Raw genomic sequence first — 25,860 nt, forward strand, 5'->3', positions numbered from 1 at the left:
GCGACGATGTACGCTAACACGAGGGGCACTCGGTCGCATGCTTGAGATCCGGCTATTGATGGATCGGTGGTATGCGACTTCGTTAAAGGTATCGGAACTCTGGGGCATGTCGTATGGATACGGCAAAGGAGATTCTGGGCTACCGCTCGTTTCTTTGATTGAAGACGAGCGATGAAAAAGCGAACCGCGAGACTTGCGTTGTTCTTGGCTATTTTGGGTGGTCCTTCCGCCATGGCCGCTGATTTTGATGTCAGCAATCACAATGATTCTGGTGCTGGATCACTGCGAGCAGCGATTGAGGGTTTGAACGGCGCCGGTACCGGCACGCATGCGATTAATTTCGCAAGCGGATTGGATCCGATCAATTTACTTTCACACCTGCCGACGATCGTGGGAACCGATCAAACCATCACGGTCAATGGAGCGGGCAATACGGTCTCGGGACAAGACACCGCTCGGCTGTTCTTTGTCGCCGATGGCGACGTCACCTTTCAAAACATGACGCTCAAACAAGGTTATGCCGAGGGCGGTGACGGGGGGAACTCTGGAGGCGGCGGAGGCGGCGGCGCGGGTGCCGGTGGAGCTCTATTTGTCAACACGGGAGCCAACGTCGTGATTAGTGGCGTCGCGTTCGATAGTAACAAAGCTGAAGGGGGTGACGGCGGGGATCACGATTCTTCCTCGGACGCAGGTGGAGGGGGCGGTGGCTTCAGTGGGACCGGTGGCTCCACAAGCCATGACGGCGGCGGCGGCGGCGGTGGATTCGACGGCAACGGTGGCATCGCTCATTATTATGGCGGTGGTGGAGGTGGCGGGGTCAGTGGCAACGGTGGAGATACAAGTGGCGATGGCGGCGGCGGCGGAGGCGGCATTGGGAATGGTGCGTCAACTTCCGACGACACCGGGGGCGATGGTGATGGCGGTGCGGCGGGGGGCGGAGACGGTGATCCTGGTGCCACAGGCACGCCCGGTGGTGGAGGGGGCGGTCACCAAGGTGCTGGCGGTGACGGAGCGGTCAATGGAGGCGGTGGCGGTTCGGGCTTCGCCGGTTCCGTTGCGGGAAACGGTGGCACTTTTGGTGGTGGCGGTGGCGGAGGTGGCAGCACTGATGGCGGAGATGGCGGAGACTTTGGTGGCGGTGGTGGTGGCGGCTTTCTGGGAGCAGGCGGAGACGGCGGAGATTTCGGCGGCGGCGCTGGAACCGGCTACAACGGCGGCTCAACCGGCGGATCCGGCGGGTTCGGTGGCGGCGATGGAGGGAGATATTCCTTCGGTGGTGATGCTGGTGATGCGATGGGCGGAGCGATCTTCGTTCGCGAAGGCGGAACACTTTCGATCATCGACAGCACATTCACCAACAACGGCCTGATCGCGGGCACCGGCGGGGCCGGAGATACCGCGCCTGAAGATGGAGCCAACGGCCAGGCAATCGGATCAGGCATGTACCTGCACACCGGTGTGACCGCTGGCTACCAAGTCAACACCGGAACGTTGACCCTTGCCGACGATATTGGTGGCAGTGGATCATTGAACAAAACAGGCACCGGCGAACTGGTTCTCTCGGGAACCAATACTTACACCGGAACCACCACGGTCAGTGCCGGACGTTTGGTCGTCAACGGTTCGCTGGCGGGCAACACCACCGTGGACACCAACAGCGAATTGGGCGGCAGCGGCACCATCAACGGCGACGTGATCAACAACGGTACGTTCGCTGCGGGGAACTCCATCGGGACGATGACGATTGGCGGAAATGCAAGCTTCAATTCGGGTAGTACCACCGAAGTGGAGATTCAAGCCTCGGCCACCCCGATCGCCGGCACCGACAATGATTTGATCACCGCCGACACGGCGACGATCAACGGCGGTGACGTTTCCGTTTTGGGCGCCGTGGGCAGCTACACCAACGGCGCGAAGTACACGTTCCTGCAAACAACGCACGGTTTGAGTGGAACGTTCGATACAATCACCGATGACCTGGCGTTCTTTGATGCCCAACTGGGTTACGATGCGAACTCGGCGTTCTTTACGCTCATGGCCAACAGCACCGACTACGCGTCCGTGGGCGGTTCAGGCAATCGTCAAACCGTCGGGTTCTACATCGACGAGAACTCTATAGGAGCAAGCGGCGATTTCGGCAGCGTCCTCGATGAATTTCGGGTGCTGACCAACGCTCAAGTTCAAAGCGGATTGAGCCAATTGAGCGGCGAGGTTTACGGCAGCCAGTCACAGGTGGTGATCCAAGGCACCAACCAGTTGGTCGGCACGATCGGTGGCCAATTGCGATCGGGGATGTTCGGCGGCGGGTCAGGTGGCAGCGGATCAAGCGGGAGTGGTTTTGTCAACGCAACACGATCAACTCGCCCCAGCGTCACGGGATCGAGTTCCGACATTGCCCTGGTTAGCTACGTCAACGCTTCATCCACACAAACGCCTTGCGACGCACTGATCGCACCGACCTGCCATGCCGCCTACCACTGGAAGGGCTGGATGACGGGCTATGGACTCGGTGGGTCGGCCGAATCCGATGGCAATGCTGCGGGGATCCATTATGGATTGGGCGGGACGACCTTCGGCATCGAACGCTATCTCGGCGACAACGCTCGTCTTGGTTTCTTCGGCGGTTATGTAGGTTCGTCGGTCAGCGCCGACAGCATGGACCAAACCGTGCGTGCCAATGGCGGCAACTTTGGGAGCTACCTGACGCACAGTGCGGGCAGCCACTACGGGATCGCCATGGGCGGCTTGCAGTTTGACGGTTATGAAAGTGATCGTACGATTCAAGTCGGCGCACTCACTCGCACCGCCAGCGGTGAATCGGACGGTTGGCAAGGGTTTGCTTATGGTGAACGCGGTATGAATTTGAATCTGTCACGTTCGCGAGTGCTGCAACCTTTCGCGGGACTGCAGTACGTCTATGCTCGTCAAAACGCGTTCACCGAAACGGGAGCGGGTGCGATGAATTTGGCCATGTCGGGCGTCGACACGCATTCGCTTCGCAGCAACCTGGGTACCCGTTTGCAGTGGCAGTCATGGATGTCGCGTCGCGGTTGGGCGATCACGCCAGAGATTCGCGGCAGTTGGATGCACGAGTTCCTGGACACGACGTCGGTCGTGAACGCTCAATTCGCTGGCGTGGGTGGAGCGGGCTATACCGCCAACGGTTTGGACCTGGGTCGTGACTGGGCGATCCTCGGCGGTGGATTCGAGGCACGTCCAAGTGACCGCTGGGAATTGCGAGCTGATTACAACACTCAGTTCAACGAAAACCAGGTACTGCACATCGGATCGGGAACACTGGCTTACCGTTGGTAAGCACCGAGCGAAGAATCAGTGTCGGATTGAAATGGTGGCACCATTCGGAACCGTTTGGCCGCTTCGACACTCACTTGAGCAACACCGAAACTCGCTTAATGGTCCCGTTGAATTCGAACGGTCGACGTTCGGCGTAGTCAAGCGACACGGGAGCCCCTAGATCGACTCCGACGTCGAAGGTTTCGCTCGCAGTGAACGCGAGCGGCACTGTTCTCTCGACAATCGTGCGGGCAAGTTCTTTCCCATCAACTTTGAGAATGACGGTCGCCGGAGCCCCCGGCTTCGCGAGGGTGGTATCGACCTCAATGGTGTGCTCGCCCGGCGATAGTGGCTCGCTGGTTTCGGCACGGTATCTCTCCAGTAGCAACATGTTGTACTCGTAGACCAACTTGCCTTCGTCCAGGTACAGAGTCAGCCCGGCCCATTCGGAAAAGACATGCTGCGGACCGTGCACGACCCCGAGAGTCCAGTACATCAGAAAAGGCTTGTTGGGCGAGAACGCCTGGTGCCGATTCGGATGCTGAAAATGTCCTGTCCCACAAATTTTCCTGTCAAAACAACTGCGAAGACAGCGGTTCCCTTTCGGACAACGAGCAACCGGAGCAGGGCTCAATGATGGTGGCTGAACGCAAATGAGACCTCCCATGCTTGTTTTACTCGGACACCTTTTCCGCTCACTTGCAAGCCCGCGTCACATCAAAAACGCCTGCCCCCTTTGTTGGCCGGGGCGTTGCTTGGCGACTGAAGAAGAATTTGACGGTGAGACGCGAGAGGCGGTGAGACGCAGAGGAAGAATGGAGAGGAGCGTATTGCACTGCTCTCATCGACAAGGCGCATCTTTGACAGGAAGATTTTCAGGACAGGAAGATGCGGATACTGCAATTTTCCTGTCCCACAAATCTTCCTGTCAAAACAACTGCGAATAGGGCAGTTCCCTATTCGGAGAACGATCAACCGGACCAGGCCTCAATGATAATGACTGAGTGCAAATGCGACCTCCCACGCTTGTTTTACTCAGACACCTTTCTCGCTCATTTTCATGCCCGCGTCAGATCAAAGAGGCCTGACCCCTTGGTTGGCTCTTGCGATTAGCAAACACTTACCTTCCTGCTCCAACTCATCCATCAATTGTGCGTGTGTCAGGTCACGCGTCCACTGAGATATTTCGGCCGTCGTGAGTTTGGGCTCACGAAGCACGTCTATATCGTAGACCTCGACGAGCAACTCTTTGCAGCACGCCCCACATTGATCACATTCAAAATTCATTGGATCCAGACTGCCAGCGGTAGACGCGCAAGTCAAACGATCCCAAGGGAAAAGCAACCAGAGCGTCTGTTTCCGCTTCCGTCGGTTCATAGTCTTAGCGCGAACTAACGGAAGTTAGTCGCACCGTCACGATTCACTGTTCTTGATATCTCGTCTTCAAAAACTGCTGGCTTTTCGTGAATTTCGCGCATCTGGCTTCATCAATATCCAAGTCGATACCATCGAGGACTTGGCCGTCGAGTATGTCACGGTTCAATGTGAGGATGTATTGAAAGTCGACACCGTCGTCCATTAGTTTCTGAATGAAATTCAACGAGTTCACCAGTGTGTCCTGGTCAACTTCAAGGATGTTGTCGTGCAGAAGAAATTTCGGATGGTGTGGCGACGTGAGTTCGTTGAGCATCAATGCGAAATCGTAGATGAAGACGCGAGCATGGTTAACGCTGTGGCTTCCGTCATCTTGGATGCGGACGTCAAATGAGAGCGGTTTTTTGGTGCGTGGGCCGTCGTCGACTCTGAACTTGAATGAAGCTCGGCTGGTCTGCTGGATGCTTTCGTGGATCGCGACAAGTGTTTCATTGAATGAAGCCTCTAGGTCATCGCATTCTGAAATCAGAGTCTGAATATCCCGCAAGTTGTCGCTTCGATCAGCTTTGATTGTGTTTATCTCTTTGGCTTTTCGCTCATACTGATCGAATTGCGATGCAAGCCTGTGGTACTGGTCAGTACGGCGCGTCGCGACCTCCAACCCAGTTCGCAATTCTGCTAGTACGCCCTTGTTGTCAACTTGCCGAACTAGTTCCGCGTGTCTGTCTGACAAAGTACGGATTTGTGATGAGTACTCGGTTCGAGTCTGCTGTAGCTGCGTCAATTCTGATTGACGAAGGGTCTGCTGGAACTTCTCGATTGACTCTTTGAACTCTTTCGCCTGCTCAAGAGATTTTTCGACAAGTTCACCAAGCCCAGAACGAACCCGTTCAAAGACGATCGCGATATCATCGGCAGATATTTGCTCAGGTAGTGGTATAGAGCGAATCTGATCGATCTGAAAACTCAATTTCTTGCGTTCGCTACGAAGTTGACGCAGCTCCAATTCTATTTCGTTGAGCTCCTCTTCTACCTTTTCAAACGCTGGGTCAACTCGAAGCGTCTCCAGGGCATCTTCAATCTTCTCCGTTGCTCTCTTCTCTTCGTTTAGTTTCGCTGGGATATCCGAGAGTTTGTCTTTGCCCCCGTCGGTGAGATCCTTTTTTAGGCTGTTCGCGAATTTTCGAGTATCGTCGAGACGGCTGACGGTCCGATCAAATTCTGCAAACGAAGTCGAATCGATTCCCATCAAAAAAAGATGTGGAGAATAGTCATCAGGTGCGCGTCGTGCAGTGTCCGATGGATTCACGACACTCTTGAACTCCGACCGCTCATCGCGCATGAGAAGCGATAGGATGCTCCGGAAGCTTGCCTGTCCCGCGTTCTCATCGCCAGCGAAAAGCAACTCACCTAAATATCGCGTCAGTTCGTCTAGATTATCGAAAGCTATGATCGATCCATCGGCTACCACCACGGTAGGTTGGTCGGGGTTCGTAGTTGATCGCCGAATTTGCAAGCGTAAATCATTGATAGAAAGATCTAGCAACACCGACATACCCTCAGGCAAAACTCCCTCAGGAATTCGGCTCAGTCGAGTATCAATAAATCGTCGTCCCAGGGCAAAGTGTAGAAAGTCAACGCAAACGCTCTTACCAACCCCGTTTAGTTTTCGACCTTGAGGATCGGTTCCGTCTGAACGTTCACCAAGTATCAGATTTACACCCGTGTGAAACTCAATCGGATCAAAGCACTCGGGCTCGCTAGAAAGCCGATGTAGGCGTAGCAGCATCAGTTTGCCCCCACTTCGGACTTGTGAACTTTGTAGACAAAGGGCGCGCGGAACTCGATGATCCCGGCGAGGTGGAGGAAAATCAGTGCGAACATGATCGGGCGATATCCCGTAATGTGCTTACGCTTTAAGTTTGACGTGATCTCGGTCAACGAAAGCTGGCTTCCTCCTGTCGCCTCGAACTGCTTTAGAATCACATAACCAATGTGCGGCATGGACGTGGTTAGCAGTTCATCTTTTGAAACCAACGACATGGCTAGACTGAGGGGTTTGGGAAGACGTTGCAGCGAATGAATTCGTCCGCAATCAAAAAACGCACTGCAGTTTCTTCGGCATCATTGCCTCTCACCTGTGCTTTTTCGAGCAAGGTCTGAACCAGGTGACGAAAAGCCTCCCGAGCGTCGCCGTTTTTCAAATCCAGGGCATCAAGGCTATTTAACTTCAGCCAAGCCTGGATTTTGGCCGCGCGAACGGTGTCGTAACCAATCGCTGCACGCGCATTTTGCACGGAGGCGTGTAGATCCTGATTCACGCGAAATTGATCAAGCAGGAACTCAGCATGCTTCTCAAACCGACGAAGCTTCCGCTCCTGATCTGGAGTTCGCTCGTCAACAGAAGCGTCAACCGCCGAAGTATTTTCGGACATGTAAACGATGACATCGATCAGCGTTTCAAGGGTCTGGTCGACTCCCATCTGAACCGCCCGCCCAAGTGGCTTTAGCTCGCTTCGCAACAGGTCGACAAACTCAGTTTGCATCTCCACTGTCATGTTTTGAGCTTTCTTGAGCAGGTGCCCTAGACCAATCTGATCTCGTTTGGCGTCAAAGTCAAAATCTCCGATCAGATCAGACACATTGGCATTGGAAGTGTTAAATTCAATTTCAGGATGGACAAAAATGAGCCGATCGAAAGATGCCACATGGTTTTCCATGAATGTCTTGATCGTGTCCTTGATTTTGGCGGCACTCCGCGTAACGCTGACCTGAACCGCAACTCGCGCGGCTCGATCCGACAAATCGAATGAATCTTGATTTTGCTTGAACAGCGTGTTGTCATTTTCAAGATTCCACCCATAAGCGGCATTCAGCACATCGCGAAAAGTCGCTTCTATTTCAATGGCTGAATTTAGGTGCCGCAATGACCGGTCAGCGCGTATTGCCAATTCCAGACGTTCCATCCACTCTTTGGCTTCTCCAAGCGATTCCTCTCTTTGTCGTGTCACGGATCGTTTCTTTTTTGGGTTGTCCTGGAAAGGCGAGACGCTAACTCAGCGGCACACGCCGCCGAGAGATTTGGCATCATCGAATTCAGCTGCGCCCGCCAATTGCAGAACCCGGTTGAGTTGTTGGTCGTCTAATTGAGCCAAAGCGATAAAAGCTTCAGGGTGTGCGTGGACTTTGTCTGCGAGCGAGGGGGGCACACGATCGGCAAGCAGAATTAATTCTTCCGCGCTCGCATCGAGTTCTTGGGCAAGGGATTCGAGCAAGCGATTTGATGGGGAGTGCCCATGCTCAAGCTTGTTCGTTTCGATTTTGCAGAGGTACGTAAACCCTACGCTTACTCGGTCAGCGAGTTCACGTAGCGTCAAACCTTGTGCGTTACGCAGCTGTCGAAGTCGTTTTCCAAGTTGCACGGACAGGCACCCCCCGGACTTGTTCAGCGAATGTTTGAATCCTATGATTGTTGTTCCAAACGGTCAACAAGTCGCGTTTGTCGCACCGGCTACAAATTAAGGGGGCAAACATGCCGGGGAAAGAGTCTGAATCGAATCCGTTTTTTGCGAAGCCAATCCTGAATTCTCCTTACGAATACCCCGGTATTCATTGGCAAGGAAAAGGTGGTCGGTACCGTTTTGATCTTGAATGATCGAATCTCGGAGAAAAACGCATGTGATTCCGGGATCGGTATGCTAGTGGGCCGACAACGTGGCGTCGCATTTTCTGGCATGCTGGTGGCATGCAGGGGGAAGAGTTGGGAACACTAATTGGCACTGATCTTCACTAATCGAAGTGTGGATGGCAGAGCCATTTTTAAATTTCTGAATTAGCGAAGATCAGTGGAGATTAGTGTTGCTCTTCTTCCAAGCAGCGGTCGTGGTTCCCGGCAACGTGGCATCTCATTTTGGACTGCGTTTGATGCTTTCGCTGCGTGGGATCCTTGGTTCTCTTCGTCTTCCTTCATCGACTCGGCGCGGACGGTGTTGGACTGGAAGCACATTCCATCGTCTTGCACGCTCGTCTCACAGATGTCTTGGATGACTCGCTTGAAATCGCCGGGATCGGGACTGCCGCTGACAAGCAGATCGAGGTCGCGAGCAGGACGATGGATCTGCCCGCTCCAAACTTGAAAGAGCATTGCCCGAATGACACCGTTTCTTCTCCAAGTTCGTGATGGATGACACAGAAGCGGCACAGGGACTGGCCGTTGGAACCTCTGGCAACGTGGTCATCTACACCGACCACGGAAAGGCGTTTCACGTCATCAGCAAAGTCGTCATCCGCATGAACGCTTGGCTCTATTACTTGTTGCCGTTCTAAGAATTCAAGTTGGCAACGCGTGAACAATAACTGACGTAGTGGACGAGGCGACGGGTCCTGCCGCTTGGGACTCGTAACCTCGTCCACTACCAAATTCAGCAGTTATTTCTCGCGCGATGCCAACGCCCAATGGCTCACACGAGCATTCGAAAGTCAACTCAATCAACAGCCCGTTCAGCCTCAGTTCACGACTCCAAGATTTCCTCGACCACACGTCCGTGGACGTCCGTCAGACGAAAATCGCGACCAGCGTAGGGATACGTCAAACGCTCGTGGTCGACTCCAAGTTGATGCAGCATGGTCGCGTGCAAATCGTGCATGTGGACGCGATCGCGAACCGCGTAGTAGCCGTAATCATCGGTCTCACCGTACGTGATGCCGCCGCGAATACCGCCACCACCCAGCACCATCGAAAATCCCTGCGGGTTGTGGTCGCGGCCATTGCTGCCCTGAACAACGGGCGTCCGACCAAACTCGCCGCCCCACACAACCAACGTCTCCTCCCAGAGCCCGCGTTGTTTCAGATCCGCAAACAATCCCGCGATTGGCAGGTCCGTCTTGGCGGCATTTTTCTCGTGCCCGTTCTTCAGATTGCCGTGTTGATCCCACACCTGGCCACTGCTGACGGTGATGAATCGAACGCCGGATTCTGCCAACCGACGCGCCATCAAACAACTGCGTCCAAACGAGTCGGTCGTCTTCTCACCGATCCCGTACAGTTTTTTTGTCGCGTCGGTCTCCTTGGATAGATCCATCACTTCCGGTGCGGTGCCTCGCATCCGGTTGGCCAAGTCCACCGCCTCGATGGCACCATCGGTCGCGCGGTCTCGCCCTGCGGATTGCACATGGCCTCGGTTGAGCTGGTTGACCAAGTCAAACTGGTGTCCCTCAGCGGCATCCAAGTAAGCGATCTTTCCATCGCCAATCTGACCGTTCTTGCCCACCACGGTCGCTTGATGCTTGGCGGGCAAGAACGCGGCCCCGTAGTTGCGAGGTCCACCATGGGCCGTCGCGGGTGCGATCGCAACGTGAGCCGGCAAATCCGGATGGCCGGCTCCCAATGCATAGCTGATCCATGCACCAACACTGGGGCGGACAAAGTTGTCGCTGCCCGTGTTCACCATCCCGACCGCTTGGCCGTGTGATTGACCGCGAGTGTGCATGGACCGAACAACGCACAGCGAATCAAGATGCTTGTTCATCTCCTGCAATAAATCGGTTGCCCATAACCCAGCCTCACCGTGTTGCGACCATTTCCAAGGGCTCGCCAGCAATGTCGGTTTGGCACTGATCTGTGGCGGCAATTCAAACGGCAGATCCTTTCCATTGTCGCGAATCAACATCGGTTTGTAGTCAAACGTGTCGACGTGCGATGGGCCGCCATGCATGAACAAAAAGATCACCCGCTTGGCCTTTGCCGGATGATGCTGCACAAGCGTCTGCACACCCGAGTCATTGGCCCACGCACTCGAAGCCGGCAGCGCCGACGCGGTCACAGCCAACGCCCCAGTCGTCCAAGTCGATTGGACCAAGCAATCTCGACGGTTCAATTTCATCCGTTTCGCCTCAATCCAAAAATCGAAATTCGGTGCTCGCAAACATCGCCGCGATCCATTCGCGATAGCGTTCTTCGTCGCTCGACATGGCCTTCGCCACATCGCTATCCAACCAAGTGTGCAAGATTTCTTCATCGAGCGGTCGAGGGTCACGAGAGAACAACACCGCGCAAGCCCACCGGACACGCTGCGTCTCGTCGGTCGTCTCGCTCATCATTCGCTTCGTCGTCTGCATCGCCCACTGGCGTACTTCGGGACTGCCGATCAACGTCAATGCTTGTGACGGCACATTCGTCGTCGGTCGTTTCCCAACCAACAAATCCGGATCCGCCGCGTCCAGGTTCGACAGGAGCGGTGGCACTTCGGATCGAATCAGCGGCAGATAGAGGGTTCGCTTCGGATCATCCAGTCCAAACTTGGTCGTTGCTTTTGAGTTGGCGTTGTTTTGACTGACCAAGGTTGCGTAGCTGTCCATCAAGTCTTCACGACCGCTGGGGTCGAGCGTGCCGGCAGCAACCAACATGGCATCGCGAATCGCTTCGGCAGGAATGCGTCTGCGGACAGCCCGACCTCGCAATCGGTTTTCAGGATCGAGCGAGACTCGCGGGTCATCATCCGAAACCATTGCTCGCGAATACGCGTCGCTGCAAACGATGTTTCGTATCAAACGCTTCTGACGCCAACCGTTGCGGACAAAGTCGATCGTCAACGCATCCAGCAACTCGGGATGAGTCGGTTTTTCACCCCGAACGCCAAAGTTATCAACCGTCCGCACCAATCCTTCGCCCATCAGGTGCATCCAAATTCGATTGACACTGACGCGTGCGGTCAGCGGGTGATCCGGATCGGTCAACCACTGTGCCAACTCCAACCGACCACTTCCTTCCAACGGCTCAAACGCGGTGGTGGATTCGCTGAAGATCTGCGGAATGCCTCTCGGGACGATGTCGCCCAAATTGCTGACTTCGCCCCGAATATGAATCGGGCAATCCTCCCGCTCATCGCTTGGTAAATCCGCGAGTGCCATCGCGGTGGGAACCGGGGGCGGAGCATTGGCGAGCAAATCGGCACGTTGTGACCTCAGCTTTTTGAGTGTCTGAGTCAACGCGGTTCGCATCGCGATCGTTCGTTCAATCTCCGCGGCCGAGTCACCCTGGTCCGCTTTGCCATCGATCTGAACCCACTGCACGGCATCGGCAATCACATAGCCATCCGTGCCACGGTTCGAGAGCGTGACCAGTGCCTGGGTCTCGGCGTCGCAGTCAAACTCTTTGAGCACGCTGTAGGTGCCAGTTTTCGGTGGCACCGTCTGATCCAGAATCAGATCGTGAGTCTCGTCGTTCAATTGGACCGAAACAGGCAGATTTGACGCCCGGTTGCCACTGGCATTGTAGTGAACGCGAAGTTCATATCGTCCGGCATTGGGCAAGACCGCCGCAAACCGGATCGACGCCTCGCCTTTGTTGCGGTTTTCGTCGTGCACATAACCTTTGCCAACAAAACCAGATTTGTACGTTGATTCAACCCAGTGGCCTGCGCGAACCGCATCCACATCATCGATCGTGATGCCTTCGAGTTCCGTCTTCTCTGCCAGAATTTTCAGTTCCGACTCGACTTCCTTGATCTCTCGATCGAGGCCTTGCAGCGATTGCTCATGCTTGCGAATGGACTGCTCGTGCTGTTTCGAAATTGGAAGCGGAGTTTTCTTCCAAGTGCTAACGTATTGCTGTGACTCACCATGCAGTGTTCGCGTGCTTCGAAAGATCCCCGCCATCGCGTAGTAATCTCGCGTGGTGATGGGATCAAACTTGTGATCGTGGCAGCGGGCACAACCGAACGTCATTCCAAGAAAAGCACGACCGACCGTATCGAGTTGTTCGTCGACCACATCCATTCGCAACTTGGTCTTGTTGCGTTCACTCAGCATCTTGGTGCCGATCATCAAGAACGTGGTGGCGACCAATTTGTCACGTCGATCTTCATCCGAGGACGCCGGCAACAAGTCACCCGCGATTTGCTCTCGAATCATCCGGTCGATTGGCATGTCGTCGGCAAATGACCGCACCAAGTAATCACGATATCGCCATGCGTCATGATGCGTCGCATTGAAATCGCTGCCGTTGCTGTCGGCATAGCGAGCCACATCCATCCAGTGCCTCGCCCAATGTTCCGCAAACTGAGGGCTGGCGAGATAGCGATCCACCAATCGCCGCCAATGTGTGTCGCTCGGGTCCGCTTGAAACTGACGAAGGGTTTTCGGATCGGGTGGCAAACCGGTCAGATCAAATGCCAAACGGCGAAGTCGCACACTCGGGGGTGCGATCGGTGTCGCGGTCAAACCTTCCGCGTCCAAACGTTTTTGCACAAACGCATCGATCGCCGAATCGGAATCAAACGCAACCGGAGAAGCACTGGAGCGTGGCGGCTGAAACGCCCAAAACTCGCGAGCTTGGTCCCAATCGAATGCCTGATGCTGCGAGCGTGTAAGGTGTTCGTCCTCGTCCATCAATCTTGGATCGGCGGCGCCATCGCGAATCCATTTTTCGAAATCTCGCACCACGTGATCGGGCAGCTTTCCCGAGGGCGGCATCTCGGACGACTCGTACCGAATCGCTGCCATCAGTTCGCTCGCCGCTGGATCGCCGGGTCGGATGGCCGGCCCACTGTCACCGCCGATCATCCATCCTTCCTTCACATCCAACCGCAACGAGCCGCCAAGCTCTTCCGAATCTTCCGCATGACATTCGTAGCAGTGATCAATCAAGACCGGACGAATGCGAGTTTCGAAGAAATCAAAGGATTCTTCGTTCGATTCATCCGCGGCGAGCATCGCGGCGCACCCAACAGTCAACCACACAAAAGCGAGCAACCATCGAGCGGTCGGCCAACAATTGGTGATCGAACAACATCGATCGCCAGATCGTCCTGCGATGACGTCATCAAACGAGAGCGGGGCGAACGGACTCTTCATTACAGAACCGTCGATCAAAAGGTGGGGGGAGAGGCGGGTCCTATAGAGTACACCATTCCCAACGATGATGCGAAGTTGCACACATCCCGTTCATTTCCAGCGTTCCAATCGCTGAAAACCCCACTTACAAACGACAACGGCTCGCAAACTCAACTCTAGATAGAGCGTCGATTGCGAGCCGGTCGAATATCAATTGCGTCGAGTGACGTCGAACTCAGTTCTCAGGATCAGCTTCGGTGGTGTCTTCGTCGCCTTCCGTCGCAGCAGCCTCATCTTCTTTCGGCTGGACGGCGGGAGCAGGCGTCGCCTTTTGTTCTTGCTGACGACGTTCTTCTTCGCGTTCCTTGCGTTCTTTTTCCAAAGCCGCATTGGCTTTGTCCAAGTCGGCCTTCGCGTTGGTGAGTTGTTGTTGCAATTCACCCGATTGAGCTTCCATGTCCTTCTTCAACGTTGTGATTTCCTGCTGAAGCCTTTGACTTTGCTGCAGAGCTAACTTCTCAGCTTGCTGGGCTAATTTACGAGCCGCGGTCGACTGTTGTTCAGCTTTCTTGGCTCGCTCAGTTTGGGCTGCGACATCGGCTTTCAAAGCAGCGATTTGCTCTTCCAAAGAAGCGACCTTCTCGTTTGCTTCCGCGATCTCGGCGTCTTTTTCTTCCAATGACTGGTTGGCCGCCGCGACTTCATCTCGCAATGCAACCAGCTCGGTCGTCAACGCGACGTTCAATTCGCTGGGATTGTCCAATCCGCCCATGTCGTGAGCGGTCATTCCACCGGCAACGGACGAGCAGCTCGTGACCTCAGTGGGGCACGCGGTAGCGGTCACGCATTTTGGGGCACAGGTTGTTTTGCGAAAACAATCGCCTGCGAAACTAGGTGCGGCGAACGAAAGGGCCAGCATGAAAGCGGCCGTCGAAGTCTTCTTCATCATGGTGTCGATCTTCTAAGGTGGGTCAAAACAGGTGGGATCGGAGACGGTCGCTCCTATTCGCGACATCTCCGATTTCATCCTAGTTGCGACCGCCGATCGCACAGCAAAAAATCCGCCAAACCGCCATCAACGAGGGCATCCCCTCAAAACAACTCGTCTTCACGCGCCATTTCGACCAATCGTTCAAGCTCCGCCGGATGGTCTTTTGAAACATCGTTTTTTTCGCCCGGATCGGACGCCAAATCAAACAGTTTCCAACCGTCCTCGTTGACGACGGGTTTGCTATTTCCGCTGCGTCGCTTCTTTGTTCCGCCCGGATAATTCACCGCTTTCCATGTTCCGGAACGAAGTCCAACCGACGTCGGCCCTTCGCTGCTGGCCCAGTACAAATAGCGGTGCTTGGTTTGCTTCTTCGGTTGATCCAGCAAAGCGGGCAGGTAGGAAATCCCATCGATATCGGCAGGCGGTTCCGCACCAGCCAACTCGCACGCGGTCGGTAAGAAATCCCAAAACGCGGAAGGGTGATCGCTGATCGTTCCCGGTTCAATCGTGCCAGGCCACTTCGCGATGAAAGGCACACGAATACCTCCTTCGTGCATCGAACGCTTGCTGCCTTGAAGTGGTCCGCTGCTGTTGAAGAACAGATCGCTGTGGCCGCCTTCGTGATGCGGCCCGTTGTCGGACGTGAAGATCACCAACGTCTTTTCGGACAATTTGAGTTCCTCAAGCAGATCCATCAGACGGCCCATGTCACGATCCATTCGTGTGATCATCGCCGCGAATCCTTTTTCTGGGTTGGGCCATCCTTCATCGGCGTAAATGCCATAGTCCGGCACCTCCATTCCGTCGCCATTCAATCGACCGCCCTCGTTGTTGGCATGAGGAATCGTCCAATGGACGTGCAACAGGAAAGGATCGGACCGATGTTCGCGGATGAAATCAAACGCCGCGTCCGTCATCACGTCGTGTGAATAGCTTTCTCGTTTGACTGCAACGCGACCGCGAGCGATCGGATCGGTGCTGATCACATTGCCGGGGAAGAACCGCCGTTCGTAATTCTGCCACAGAAACCTCGGGTAGTAATTGTGGGCGTTGGATTGATTCATGTAGCCCGTCCAAGCATCAAATCCGTTGGCGAGCGGATGACCTGGGTTCTCGATCTCCTCGGGAACATCCACGTTGCCGAGAGCCCATTTGCCGACTCCACCGGTTGCGTACCCAGCATCCGAAAGCAACGAAGCCACGGTCGGTTGCTCGCCCGTCAAATTGCGAGCCGCATTGCCAATCAATCCGGTGCTGCCGACATGTTTGCCCGTCCACAGCGTCAACCGAGAAGGGCGACACACCGTGTGCCCGGCGTAGTGATCGGTGAACCGAATTCCATCCGCGGCCATTTGATCCAGATGCGGTGTCTGAATCCGAGTTTGGCCATAACACCCGAGGTCGCCATAACCAAGGTCATCGGCCATCACGTAGATGATGTTGGGCCGCAATGCGTCCCCACTGGCGGGCGAATCGGCTTTGCTCGACTCGTCGCCTGAGACGACTCGGTAACTCACGGCGATGCAGCAAAACGCCAACGCCAAACGCGACAAAGATCGCAGGAATTGAGACGATGTTTGGATTGGGGCGATCCTCGCGAGGTTCATATTTCGGTTCTAATCAATGGTCATCAATTGAGTTCGGCAGGGGTGCCACGATCCATTTCAGATTAACATGCCGACGAACACAATGAACGACGACCTAGGAAAACACGCAATGAACGCTCGGCGAATCTTCTGCAGCACCCTTCTGATGCTCTGTTTCAGCGTCGCGAATCTTGCTGACGGTGCAGAGAATGAAAGCACTCAACCAACGCGTCCCAACGTGCTGTTGATCATGGTTGATGACCTCGGGTACTCGGACCTGGGTTGCTACGGCAGTGAAATCGAGACACCCAACCTGGACGCGTTGGCGGACAACGGATTGCGTTTCTCGCAGTTCTACAACACCGCGAAATGCCACTCCTCACGCGTGTCGTTGCTGACCGGGCAATACTGCATCGCCGCGGGAGACACCTCGCTGTCGCATGCCGTCACCAGCGCCGAAGTGCTCGCAGCGGACGGGTACTTCACGGCCATGTCCGGAAAATGGCACCTCGACAAACAGCCCACCGATTTCGGTTTCCAGCGTTACTTTGGTCACCTCAGTGGCGCCTGCAACTACTTTCGCGGCGACAACACATTCCGTTTGAATGGCGAACCGTGGACTGTTCCTGACAAGGACTTCTACACCACGGTTGCGGATGTCGACTACGCGATGCAGTTCCTCAACGAAGCCGAAGAGACCACCGATCCGTGGTTTCTCTACGTCGCTTTCAATGCACCGCACGCACCGCTGCAAGCCTTGCCTGAAGACTACGCCAAATACAAAGGTCGCTACGACGAGGGTTGGGACAAAATTCGCGAGCGACGTGTCCAGCGTCAACACGAACTCGGTCTTCTGCCGAAGAGGTCCGAACCCAGCGAGCGACCTGCGCACATTCCCGCTTGGGAAACTTTGTCCGAGAAACGACAAACGTTTGAAAAAAAACGCATGACGGCGTTGGCGGGCATGATCGATCGCGTGGACCAAGAGGTCGGCCGGTTGATTGCCCACCTTGAAGAAACCGGTGAACTCGACAACACGTTGATCTGGTTCGTTTCGGACAACGGTGCGTGCCCGTACGATCGAATCAGCCAAAAGATTGAAGCGGAACCCACCCGTGGCGATGTCTCCTGGAGCGATTCAACCGGATGGGCCTGGGCTCGCAACTCACCGTTCCGGCTGTACAAACAAAATCAAACCGAAGGCGGCATCAGCACGCCGGCGATCGTTCATTGGCCAGCGGGTCTGAAAACCAAACCTGGCAGCATCCAGCGCAGCCCGGCTCACTTGATTGACATTCTGCCCACCATTGCCGATGCCACCGACAGCACCATCCCAACGACGTTCGCCGATCGTGATCTGCGACCGGTGTCGGGCCGATCGTTGCTGCCGATCTTCGAAGGTGAAACCATCGAGCGAGAGCAACCGATTCACTTGTTGTTTTCATCGGACCGAGGCCTTCGCGATGGCGATTGGAAGATCGTCAGCTTCCGCAAAGAACCATGGGAACTTTACAACATCGCGACCGACCGGATGGAGCAGCACAACCTCGCTCACCAACATCGTGATCGTCTGACGCAAATGGCTCAGAAGTGGAACGAAATGGCAAAGGAGGTCCTGCACACTCAAACCTTCGATCCCAAGTTCGGAGTTCCGTCAGACAAACCGATCTCGATGACAGCCACTCACCCTGAGTGGACGGATTTTTCCGTTGATCCCCAAAACAATGTTCGAGGCGGCACCGGCCGCAAAAAGACACCCAAGTCCGCTTCCAGCAACAAGCAAACAGCAAGTGGTTCCATCCGAGCCCGCAAGAACACGCAGCTACAACGACGCGAATCGGAATTGCATTTGACGTTCACCGGTGACGATCCAGGGATCGCGATTGATCGTCTGCCGGAGAACCTGCCACCGGGACCCTATCGATTGGCGTTCGATCTGTTGAGCGAAGCCGAAGGCAACGGCGAAGTGTTCTACACAACCACGCCTGACCAGTCCCTCCCCAAGGGCCAACACATCCCGATCGAAATTGAATCCGATGGACGATGGCATTCGCACACAATCTCCCTCGGTGACACGACCAAAATCTATCGATTGCGGTTGGACGTTAGTGAAGGAAAAGGACTGGCTCAAATCCGAGGCCTAAGACTGCTGTCATCCCAAAATGAACCCGTAATTCGCTGGCCAATCGCGAAAATCAAGGTCCTGAAGTGAGTCTCGTTCGGTCGGGAAAATCCTTGCCGCCAGCCCGTGAGATGGGCGAACAAAAAGCCACCTTTGGCTATGCTATTGGGTTCCCCATCCCACCTTGCAAACCCACCTCACAACGAGAAGCGACCCCTGGAATGCAGTACCACCAGAGCTCCCGATCATCGGATTTGAACCGTCCATCCGCCCCCGTTTGGCTTCGCATCGCGTTGACGGTGTTGGCCTCCGTGACCATCGCGACCACAACCGCGCAAGCGGCGGATGTCTTTGTCGAAGCCGAGAGCTTTGACACCCACGGCGGCTGGAAATTGGACACCCAATTCATCCAGCAAATGGGGTCGCCCTACTTGATCGCTCATGGACTGGGACAACCCGTCGACGATGCGACCACCAACGTGACGATTCCCGAGTCGGGCAAGTACCGAGTCTGGGTCCGCACGATTGACTGGGTTCGTCGCTGGGACGCGTCGCCTTCCCCGGGAAAATTCGAGGTCCACGTCGATGGCAAAAAGCTCAACACCACCTTTGGAACGAAGCACGCGACTTGGGATTGGCAAGATGGCGGCTTGGTCTCGTTGGACAAAGGTGACCACACGCTGTCGTTGAAAGATCAAACCGGTTTTGATGGTCGCTGTGATTGCATCTATCTGACCACCGAACTGAACGAAACACCGCCCGCCGTGGATGACGTTTTGTCCCCGTGGCGTCGTGACAAACTGGGCCTTCCCGAGCAACCGGTTACCAAGGGCCCTTATGATTTGGTCGTCGTCGGTGGTGGTTATGCCGGAATGGCGTCGGCGATCTCAGCGGCTCGGATGGGATGCCGCGTGGCGTTGATTCAAGACCGCGGCGTGTTGGGCGGCAACGGTTCCAGCGAAGTGCGTGTGTGGGCGATGGGCAACATCCGTCGCGGCAAATTCCCTCGCATTGGCGAGATTGTGGAAGAGTTCTCTGACAAAGCCACCAAGTCACCCGGCACCTATGAAGAATTCGGCGACGAGCAAAAAGAAGAAATCGTCCGAGCCGAACCCAACATCGATCTGTTGCTGAACCATCACGCTTACGCGGTGAAGATGAAACCAGACAGCGAAACCAAGCAGATCGAACACGTGCTGGCATTGAACACCCAAACCGGTGAAGACCTGCGGGTTGCTGGCGATCGATTCGTCGACTGCACCGGCCACGGCTGGATCGGCGAATGGGCGAGTGCCGACTTGGACATCACGGACAAGGGCCGCATGGGAATGAGCAACATGTGGCGTTGGGACGAAGTCGAGCAGGCACCAGAATTTCCTGCCACGCCTTGGGCATTGCCACTGAACATGGACGACTTCCCGTACCCGCGTGATCACCACGGCCAATGGTTCTGGGAAAGCGGTTTTGACATCGATCCGCTCGGCGACGCCGAAGCGATCCGCGATTGGAACCTGCGAGCCGTCTACGGCGCGTTCAACGCGATGAAGAATGGCGACGGAGCTGCCGATCATCCAAACGCCCAATTGACCTGGGTCGCTTACATCGGTGGGCCTCGAGAAAGCCGTCGACTGCTCGGCGATGTGGTCTTGAACCAAGAAGACATTGTCAGCAAACGCGAATTTCCTGATGGCTGCGTTCCCAGCACTTGGTCGATCGACTTGCACTATCCCAAGAAAGAATACGCCACCAAGTTCCCCGAGAACCCGTTCATCAGCATCGCGGTGCACGATCGCCGCGTGGACCGCTCGTATGGTTACCCGGCTCCGTATCGCTGTTTCTACAGCCGCAACGTTGACAACTTGTTCATGGCCGGCCGCTGCATCAGCGTCACTCACGAAGCCCTCGGCACCGTTCGAGTGATGAAAACGTGCGGCATGATGGGCGAGGTCGTCGGTAAAGCCGCTTCCCTCTGCACGCTGAATGACTGCACACCACGCGACATCTACGAAGAACACTTGGACGACCTGCTGGAACTGCTCGAGTTGCCCGGCAAGGCTCGTCGCAGCACGCCATCCGCGTCGATCGAGATCCCAGAAGACGCGATGGAAAAAGCCGGCCCATATGGCCCGATGTCCGGTTTGGATCCCGAGAAATTGCCCGGCATTGTGATCGACGATCGCCAAGCCAAGACGACGGGCAAATGGGCAAAGGGACAAGGCCTCAAGGGATACGTCGGTTGGGAATACCGCTACGCATCGGCCAATTCCAACGCCACGGCGACCTTCCAAACCAAGTTGAAGGAAGCCGGTCAGTACGAGTTGCAGATCTACAGTGCTCCTCATGAGAACCGTGCCACGACTTTGGCAATCACAGTCGCTGCTCCCGGACAGGAACCCAAAACCGTTCGAATCAACCAACGCGACACGCCAGGCGGTGCGATTCCGGCTGGCAAGTACTTCTTGCCCGCGGACGCCGAGGTGACGGTCAGCTTCTCGACGAAAGACTCGGGCGGCACGGTGCACCTTGATGCGATTGGATGGGTCAAACAACCTTGAGCCAATCTGGCCCAAGCCTGCCCATCGCGGACGCATCCCGCCGACAACCTGCGTCTCGTCAGACAACTGCCTGGCGAGGACGCGGGCTGCATGCAATCCGAATCGCAATGCTGATCGGTTTGCTGGGCTGTTTGCCGTCGCCGCATCAACGCAGCGAGACGGTTGTCCGACCGACGCTGGAACAAGTCCAACAATTGGAACCCGCCGCTCGTGCGATCGCCGACACCGCGGACGAAAGCGGACGCTGGGCCATCTCGGATAGCGATCGGATTCCGTTGGGTTCCGTGGCCAGAACTTTGCCTGAAGCCAACGCGCTGGTGGGATACCGCGGGCCAACCGAAGCTCTCTTGTTGCTCGATCAACAGCACGTTGTTCGCTCGGCCGCGGTTTTGCAAAGCCATGACACTGATGAGCACGTCGACGCGGTCAAAAAATCGCCCGCATTCTTACAGCAATTCAGTGGGCTGACCTGGGATGGAACGCTTGCGGACGGAAGCGTGCCCAAGATCGATGGTGTCTCCGGTGCAACGCTGACCAGTCTGGCGATGGCGGGTGGTATCCTCAAGCGTCTGGGCACCGCCCCGGGATCGCTCGTTTTCCCGGAACCGCTGACCTTGGAAGAAACACGGATCTTCTTTCCCGACGCCACCAAAATCCATGGCGAGCGAATCGCCGTGGTCCTGGCGGACAACGAAACTCGACTCGGGTATCTGATCCGAACCGGAGCATTTGTTGATGACGAGATTGGCTACCAAGGTCCAACCAGCACATTGGTTGCGTTGGATCTTGAACAACGTCTGTTGCGTCCCAAGATCCGGCATTCCTTCGACAACGAACCCTATGTCGACTATGTCCGCCAAGAACGATCGTTTTGGAAACGATTCGAAGGCATGACGCTGGAAGAACTCGCGGCGTTTGATCCTCTCGACGAAGAGGTCGAAGGTGTCTCGGGAGCCACAATGACCAGCATGGCCATCGCCTACACGCTTCCAAGATTCGCGACGGAGTTGTTGGCGGATGAGGAATGGAAAACGCTCGGGCAAACACCCTTTCAAAAGCGATTGCATGCTCTCCGAGAATCCATCCAAGCGACGCGTCTGTCCAACGCTGACATCGCCACGCTCGTCGCGTTGGCTCTGTTGCCGCTGCTGATTCGCTTTGGAGCGATGCGGCAAACCTGGCTGCGTCGCTTGTGGCTTTTCGCCGTCTGGTTGGTCATCGGCCTTTACGCTGGCAACCTTTTGTCACTCGCCTTGCTGGCCGGTTGGGCCACGTCAGGAGTCACCTGGCAACTCGCCTTGGGCTTGGTCGCCCTGGCGATCGTCTCTGTGGTGATCCCACCAACTCGGCGAGGCAATCCGTACTGCAACCACCTTTGTCCTCACGGTGCCGCCCAACAACTGATCCGGCCAAGCAGTGATTCTCGTCGAAAGTGGAAACTCCCGTCTTGGCTTTCCAGACCATTGGGATTTTTGCCCGCGATGACGTTGCTGTTGGTCTACCTTGCTTTGCTGATTCGTCCCGCCACCGATGTTTCTTTTGTCGAACCATTCCACGGGTACCTTTGGCATTTGGCATCGTGGTCCGCGATCGCTTGGACGATCAGCACGCTTGCGATCGCCTTCTTCGTTCCGATGGCCTACTGCCGGCTGGGATGCCCGACAGGTCGTCTGCTCGACTGGTTGCGACTGAAGGGAACCAGCCACCAAATCTCGCGAATGGACCTCGCCGTTATGGGCCTGCTGATCTTCGCCTGCGGCTATCGTTTCCTCATTCGTTAGCCGCGTTTTCAAAACCGACCAATCGCGAGGTCGCCAGAGACTCGGCGATTCCTTTGACCTGCATTGGCTCGTTGGCTTCCAGCACAAACGAGTTGCTGAGTTGTTGCGAGACTTCGCCGGAGACCACGATTTCGCCCGCCAAGGCTCGATCGCACAACCGGGACGCAACGTTCACCGTGTTTCCAATCGCGGTGTATTCCATCCGCTGTGGCGTGCCGACGTTGCCAACGACAGCCTGCCCAGTGTGGATCCCAATGCCAATCGACAAACCACTTTTGTGTGAACGCAACGCTTCTTGAATTCGCCAAGCAACACGCGACGCACGCTCCGCATGATCGGTTTGGTCCAGCGGTGCATTGAACAGCACCAAGATTGCATCACCGATGAACTTGTCGACCGTGCCTTCCTCCTCAAAAGTGCAACGAACCATCACTTCCAACAATCCATTGAGTTCTTCCAATACTTCTTCCGGTTGCAGACGTTCAGAAAACTGAGTGAAGCCGCGAATGTCGGCAAACATGACGGTCACTTCGCGAGTCACACCTCCGACCACAATCGACTGCAACTCGGACTGTTGGACCAATTGGTTGACCACCGCCCGCGGCACATAGCGACCAAATAAGTCGGTGATTCGTTGCCGCCACCGGATCTCTTCGAAGTATCGAATGCCGACCCCCAGCACTCCCGCCACCAAAATCGAAACTGGCGTGAAGGCCATGTCGAGAAACCATCCGCCGCGAAAGGCGAACGTGCAGATTGCGAAGTATGCGAGTAACAACAACGCCACGCACAGCAACGCCCAACGAGCACGAAAACTGGCCGCGATCACGCAAGCTAAAACGCTGAATCCGATCAGCAGGGCAGGAGTGACGTACCATGCCGCCATCTGCATAGTGATGCCATTGAGCAGCGTTTCAATCGCGACGCCGGTGACATCCAATGCGTCCGCCTGCCGATCGCGAATGGGAATGTCGTATCGATCCGATGAAGGCACAAAAGACATTTCTAAATCGATCAGCACCGCCTTGCCGCGAACCAATTCCGGATCGAAATCGCCTTCAGCCAGATCGCCGTACTCCAACCGAGTCAAGTCGCTTGGATTGAACCCGTAGTCGACCCAAATACCAGCCGGTGAAACGGTCGGAAATTCGCTTCCAAAACCGATCCAATTGACCTCGTTGTGGCCAACTTGATAGTCGGCCAATTTCGGATTGGGTGCGATCGTTTCCTCTCCGCTGGGTGATTGCAGCAGGTTGATCATTTGGGGAAAGAACTCCAACCAATGATGAATCAATCCCGCCTGATCGAGTCGCTCGTAGAAACCCGTCTGGCCACCGTTGGGCTGGTCCGTTAATCGCTGCACCACCCAAAACGGAGTTGTTTCGCGAAGTGCAAAGTAGTCGTGCATCGCGATCGGAAAGATTCGCGAATGGCGATTGACCATCGTTGGTGACTTGAAGCTCATCCCGTGATGCACGATGCAATCGTGGTAGCTCTCCACAACTTTGTAGTCGACATCCAACGTCAGATAGACATCGCGAACCAAGTTGCGTTTTGGAGCAACCTGTTGAATCAAATCCAATGTCGGCCGCACACTCGCTTCGAAATCATCCGGATCGGTGCAGACCAAATTTCGCAAATCCGCCACCACTTTCGCGTCGGCGTTCATCAAGTTCTCATACAGTTTCCGGTCGGTCTCAAGGTCGGGCTTCTTCCCCAATCGCTCCGCACTCGATGTCCCGAAGGACACCAGCACCACGTCACCTGAAAGTTCCCGTGCCCCCAGACGCGGCCCACCCTCACGCAGCATCACCGCATCGCTGACCATCCGAGAAAATTCGAATGCGGTCTGGCCTCCCAAATGCATCGCCGCGAAAAAGAACAGCGAACACAACACCCCGCTTCCAATCGAGACCAGCGGTCGCCACCAACGACGATTGGACTTGGAGATTGATCTCATTGGTTCGGTCCCAATTGGCCGACTCCGCTGATCGCATACAGACCAAACGTGGCCAACCAATGGTCGCCTTCGTAGTGACCGCTGTTGATGTAGGCCAAACCCGCGACCAAGTGTTCTCTTGCATTCGTTCGAATGGCGACGACCAGCGGATGCTGCTCCGGCAAATGATTCGCAACCGATTGCAGACACCAGGCACGATTGAGGTTCAGCCCGGCGAGGTGAACCAGTTTGCCGTCAGTGAGGTCGCTGACACTGACGGGCGAGATCGTCCCGTCGGTGAGCTGCTGCTGCAGATTCGGCACAAACGCATCCAGCCAGCTTGCGAAATCTTCCGGCGAAAGCACTCGCCGCATCAAGTCAGCTTCGTTCCATGCCGACGAGAAGAAATCGTGACCGGACGGTTCGTACTGGACCGGGTAATCGGTGTCGGCCAGATAGAAATCACGAGCCCGTGTGATCACCAACTCTTCCAACTCGTTGAGACCACGAGCCCTCGCGTAATCCAACACTTGCCCCAGCGCAAACCCCGTGTCCGGATGCTGGCCCGTTCGAATTGGAAACGTCAGCAGCGGCAGGTAAGCCGTGATCCGTTCAACCAACAACTCTTCGAGTGGCTCAAGAGCCCCACGCCACTGAACGGCATCGTCATCTTCGAACGAATCCAACTCCATCGCCAAACGCAGAAACCAGGCCCAGCCATACATGCGTTCGAAAGACTTGTTCTCATCGCGAGCAAAGAATTCCGCTTCGTGCTTCAAGTTCTCAGCCGTCAAATGCCGAGACAACGTTTCGCGAATTTTGGTGGCAGCAGGCATCTCGGGATGTGTCTTCAGCAGACGCACCAACACCCAGTGACCGTGCACACTGCTGTGCCAATCAAAGCATCCATAAAACGCCGGGAAGTGTTCTTGGGGCGTGCCAATTTGATCAGGATTGGAATAGACCAACGACAGTTTGTTTGGAAACTCCGTGTCGACACCATGCAGCACCAACTCTGCCCATTGATCCGCCATTTCCGACGTCAAAGTAATCGTGGCGTTTGAGTCCAGTTCAACGGACTGATTCCCGTCTGGCGACTGCGTCCACGCTGGAACTGTCATGACCGAACCAAGCAGCAAAATGGAGAACAATTGGCGAAAGAATGGATCTTTCCAGGCAAACATGAAGCTTCCTCAATTCGGCACGGGCAACTTGCGACCAGGATAAAAAACACCTGTCTATCGCAATCATCTGATAACATCTTAACGATGAGCAGTGAATCGGTGTCCGGTCGGAATGGCACTTCTGCCGCGGCAAAGCACTGCTTTTCGCCTCCCGCTTTGACTGGATGTGTTGGGTTGTTTTTCGAAAGGCGTGATTGTCACG

General features: G+C 55.5%; 17 protein-coding genes. 5 read left to right on the forward strand and 12 right to left on the reverse strand.

The genetic code is table 11. From position 1 onward, the window contains the following. The first annotated feature begins 171 nt into the window (after window positions 1-171). Window positions 172-3,315, forward strand: coding sequence for an autotransporter family protein (locus RB_RS28350; protein ID WP_011121554.1), 3,144 nt, complete (start codon window positions 172-174; stop codon window positions 3,313-3,315). 70 nt (window positions 3,316-3,385) lie between these two features. Here RB_RS28350 and RB_RS15790 read toward each other — a convergent pair whose 3' ends face one another. From RB_RS15790 to RB_RS15815, 6 genes are all read right to left on the reverse strand, one after another. Beyond that, window positions 3,386-3,790: a hypothetical protein gene (locus RB_RS15790; RefSeq protein WP_193427736.1), complete on the reverse strand. Its 405-nt coding sequence runs from the start codon at window positions 3,788-3,790 to the stop codon at window positions 3,386-3,388. 924 nt (window positions 3,791-4,714) lie between these two features. Continuing rightward, window positions 4,715-6,457 carry a DUF2326 domain-containing protein gene (locus RB_RS15795; protein ID WP_011121559.1) on the reverse strand — a complete coding sequence of 581 codons (1,743 nt, stop codon included), beginning with the start codon at window positions 6,455-6,457 and terminating at the stop codon, window positions 4,715-4,717. After that, complete coding sequence (locus tag RB_RS15800; RefSeq protein ID WP_011121560.1) at window positions 6,457-6,711, reverse strand: hypothetical protein; 255 nt, start codon at window positions 6,709-6,711, stop codon at window positions 6,457-6,459. Before RB_RS15800 ends, RB_RS15795 begins: the two co-directional genes overlap by 1 nt. A 2-nt stretch (window positions 6,712-6,713) precedes the next feature. Next, window positions 6,714-7,679: an SMEK domain-containing protein gene (locus RB_RS15805; protein WP_011121561.1), complete on the reverse strand. Its 966-nt coding sequence runs from the start codon at window positions 7,677-7,679 to the stop codon at window positions 6,714-6,716. A gap of 45 nt (window positions 7,680-7,724) precedes the next feature. Next, entirely contained in the window at window positions 7,725-8,090 is a 366-nt protein-coding gene (locus RB_RS15810; protein WP_011121562.1) for a helix-turn-helix domain-containing protein, read from the reverse strand. A gap of 410 nt (window positions 8,091-8,500) precedes the next feature. Continuing rightward, window positions 8,501-8,812 carry a hypothetical protein gene (locus RB_RS15815; protein ID WP_164922095.1) on the reverse strand — a complete coding sequence of 104 codons (312 nt, stop codon included), beginning with the start codon at window positions 8,810-8,812 and terminating at the stop codon, window positions 8,501-8,503. A 35-nt stretch (window positions 8,813-8,847) separates the two neighbouring features. On the opposite strand from RB_RS15815, the gene RB_RS15820 reads away from it, so the two are divergent. After that, window positions 8,848-8,994: a hypothetical protein gene (locus tag RB_RS15820; RefSeq protein WP_231845691.1), complete on the forward strand. Its 147-nt coding sequence runs from the start codon at window positions 8,848-8,850 to the stop codon at window positions 8,992-8,994. 185 nt (window positions 8,995-9,179) lie between these two features. Here the strand turns inward: RB_RS15820 and RB_RS15825 are convergent, their stop codons facing one another. The 4 genes from RB_RS15825 to RB_RS15845 form a co-directional block, all read right to left on the reverse strand. Next, on the reverse strand, window positions 9,180-10,550 hold the full coding sequence (locus RB_RS15825; protein WP_164922096.1) for a DUF1501 domain-containing protein: 1,371 nt from the start codon (window positions 10,548-10,550) through the stop codon (window positions 9,180-9,182). A 10-nt stretch (window positions 10,551-10,560) separates the two neighbouring features. Further along, window positions 10,561-13,521: a DUF1549 domain-containing protein gene (locus RB_RS15830; RefSeq protein ID WP_164922097.1), complete on the reverse strand. Its 2,961-nt coding sequence runs from the start codon at window positions 13,519-13,521 to the stop codon at window positions 10,561-10,563. 214 nt (window positions 13,522-13,735) lie between these two features. Further along, complete coding sequence (locus RB_RS15835) at window positions 13,736-14,449, reverse strand: hypothetical protein (RefSeq protein WP_011121569.1); 714 nt, start codon at window positions 14,447-14,449, stop codon at window positions 13,736-13,738. A gap of 143 nt (window positions 14,450-14,592) precedes the next feature. After that, complete coding sequence (locus RB_RS15845; RefSeq protein WP_011121570.1) at window positions 14,593-16,098, reverse strand: arylsulfatase; 1,506 nt, start codon at window positions 16,096-16,098, stop codon at window positions 14,593-14,595. Window positions 16,099-16,165: 67 nt separating this feature from the next. Here RB_RS15845 and RB_RS15850 point away from each other — a divergent pair, with 67 nt between their 5' ends. The 3 genes from RB_RS15850 to RB_RS15860 are packed head-to-tail and all read left to right on the forward strand — an operon-like array spanning window position 16,166 to window position 22,535. Beyond that, window positions 16,166-18,289 carry an arylsulfatase gene (locus RB_RS15850; RefSeq protein ID WP_011121572.1) on the forward strand — a complete coding sequence of 708 codons (2,124 nt, stop codon included), beginning with the start codon at window positions 16,166-16,168 and terminating at the stop codon, window positions 18,287-18,289. A gap of 41 nt (window positions 18,290-18,330) precedes the next feature. Next, window positions 18,331-20,754 carry an FAD-dependent oxidoreductase gene (locus RB_RS15855; RefSeq protein ID WP_164922898.1) on the forward strand — a complete coding sequence of 808 codons (2,424 nt, stop codon included), beginning with the start codon at window positions 18,331-18,333 and terminating at the stop codon, window positions 20,752-20,754. Then, window positions 20,736-22,535: an FMN-binding protein gene (locus tag RB_RS15860; protein ID WP_011121575.1), complete on the forward strand. Its 1,800-nt coding sequence runs from the start codon at window positions 20,736-20,738 to the stop codon at window positions 22,533-22,535. The genes RB_RS15855 and RB_RS15860 overlap by 19 nt, the downstream gene beginning before the upstream one ends. On the opposite strand, the gene RB_RS15865 is transcribed toward RB_RS15860, so the two are convergent. Next, window positions 22,525-24,495 (reverse strand): adenylate/guanylate cyclase domain-containing protein, encoded by a 1,971-nt coding sequence (locus RB_RS15865; protein ID WP_164922098.1) that lies wholly within the window; start codon window positions 24,493-24,495, stop codon window positions 22,525-22,527. The genes RB_RS15860 and RB_RS15865 overlap by 11 nt on opposite strands. Further along, complete coding sequence (locus RB_RS15870; protein WP_164922099.1) at window positions 24,492-25,658, reverse strand: DUF2891 domain-containing protein; 1,167 nt, start codon at window positions 25,656-25,658, stop codon at window positions 24,492-24,494. The genes RB_RS15865 and RB_RS15870 overlap by 4 nt, the downstream gene beginning before the upstream one ends. Between the last annotated feature and the right edge of the window lie 202 nt (window positions 25,659-25,860).

The organism is Rhodopirellula baltica SH 1, from assembly GCF_000196115.1.
GTDB lineage: Bacteria > Planctomycetota > Planctomycetia > Pirellulales > Pirellulaceae > Rhodopirellula > Rhodopirellula baltica.

Coding starts and splice junctions, on each gene's coding strand:
- RB_RS28350 (WP_011121554.1), top strand. CDS start 172: ATGAAAAAGCGAACCGCGAGACTTGCGTTGTTCTTGGCTATTTTGGGT.
- RB_RS15790 (WP_193427736.1), bottom strand. CDS start 3,790: ATGTACTGGACTCTCGGGGTCGTGCACGGTCCGCAGCATGTCTTTTCC.
- RB_RS15795 (WP_011121559.1), bottom strand. CDS start 6,457: ATGCTGCTACGCCTACATCGGCTTTCTAGCGAGCCCGAGTGCTTTGAT.
- RB_RS15800 (WP_011121560.1), bottom strand. CDS start 6,711: ATGTCGTTGGTTTCAAAAGATGAACTGCTAACCACGTCCATGCCGCAC.
- RB_RS15815 (WP_164922095.1), bottom strand. CDS start 8,812: ATGCTCTTTCAAGTTTGGAGCGGGCAGATCCATCGTCCTGCTCGCGAC.
- RB_RS15820 (WP_231845691.1), top strand. CDS start 8,848: ATGGATGACACAGAAGCGGCACAGGGACTGGCCGTTGGAACCTCTGGC.
- RB_RS15825 (WP_164922096.1), bottom strand. CDS start 10,550: ATGAAATTGAACCGTCGAGATTGCTTGGTCCAATCGACTTGGACGACT.
- RB_RS15830 (WP_164922097.1), bottom strand. CDS start 13,521: ATGAAGAGTCCGTTCGCCCCGCTCTCGTTTGATGACGTCATCGCAGGA.
- RB_RS15835 (WP_011121569.1), bottom strand. CDS start 14,449: ATGATGAAGAAGACTTCGACGGCCGCTTTCATGCTGGCCCTTTCGTTC.
- RB_RS15845 (WP_011121570.1), bottom strand. CDS start 16,098: ATGAACCTCGCGAGGATCGCCCCAATCCAAACATCGTCTCAATTCCTG.
- RB_RS15850 (WP_011121572.1), top strand. CDS start 16,166: ATGCCGACGAACACAATGAACGACGACCTAGGAAAACACGCAATGAAC.
- RB_RS15855 (WP_164922898.1), top strand. CDS start 18,331: ATGGGCGAACAAAAAGCCACCTTTGGCTATGCTATTGGGTTCCCCATC.
- RB_RS15860 (WP_011121575.1), top strand. CDS start 20,736: ATGGGTCAAACAACCTTGAGCCAATCTGGCCCAAGCCTGCCCATCGCG.
- RB_RS15865 (WP_164922098.1), bottom strand. CDS start 24,495: ATGAGATCAATCTCCAAGTCCAATCGTCGTTGGTGGCGACCGCTGGTC.
- RB_RS15870 (WP_164922099.1), bottom strand. CDS start 25,658: ATGTTTGCCTGGAAAGATCCATTCTTTCGCCAATTGTTCTCCATTTTG.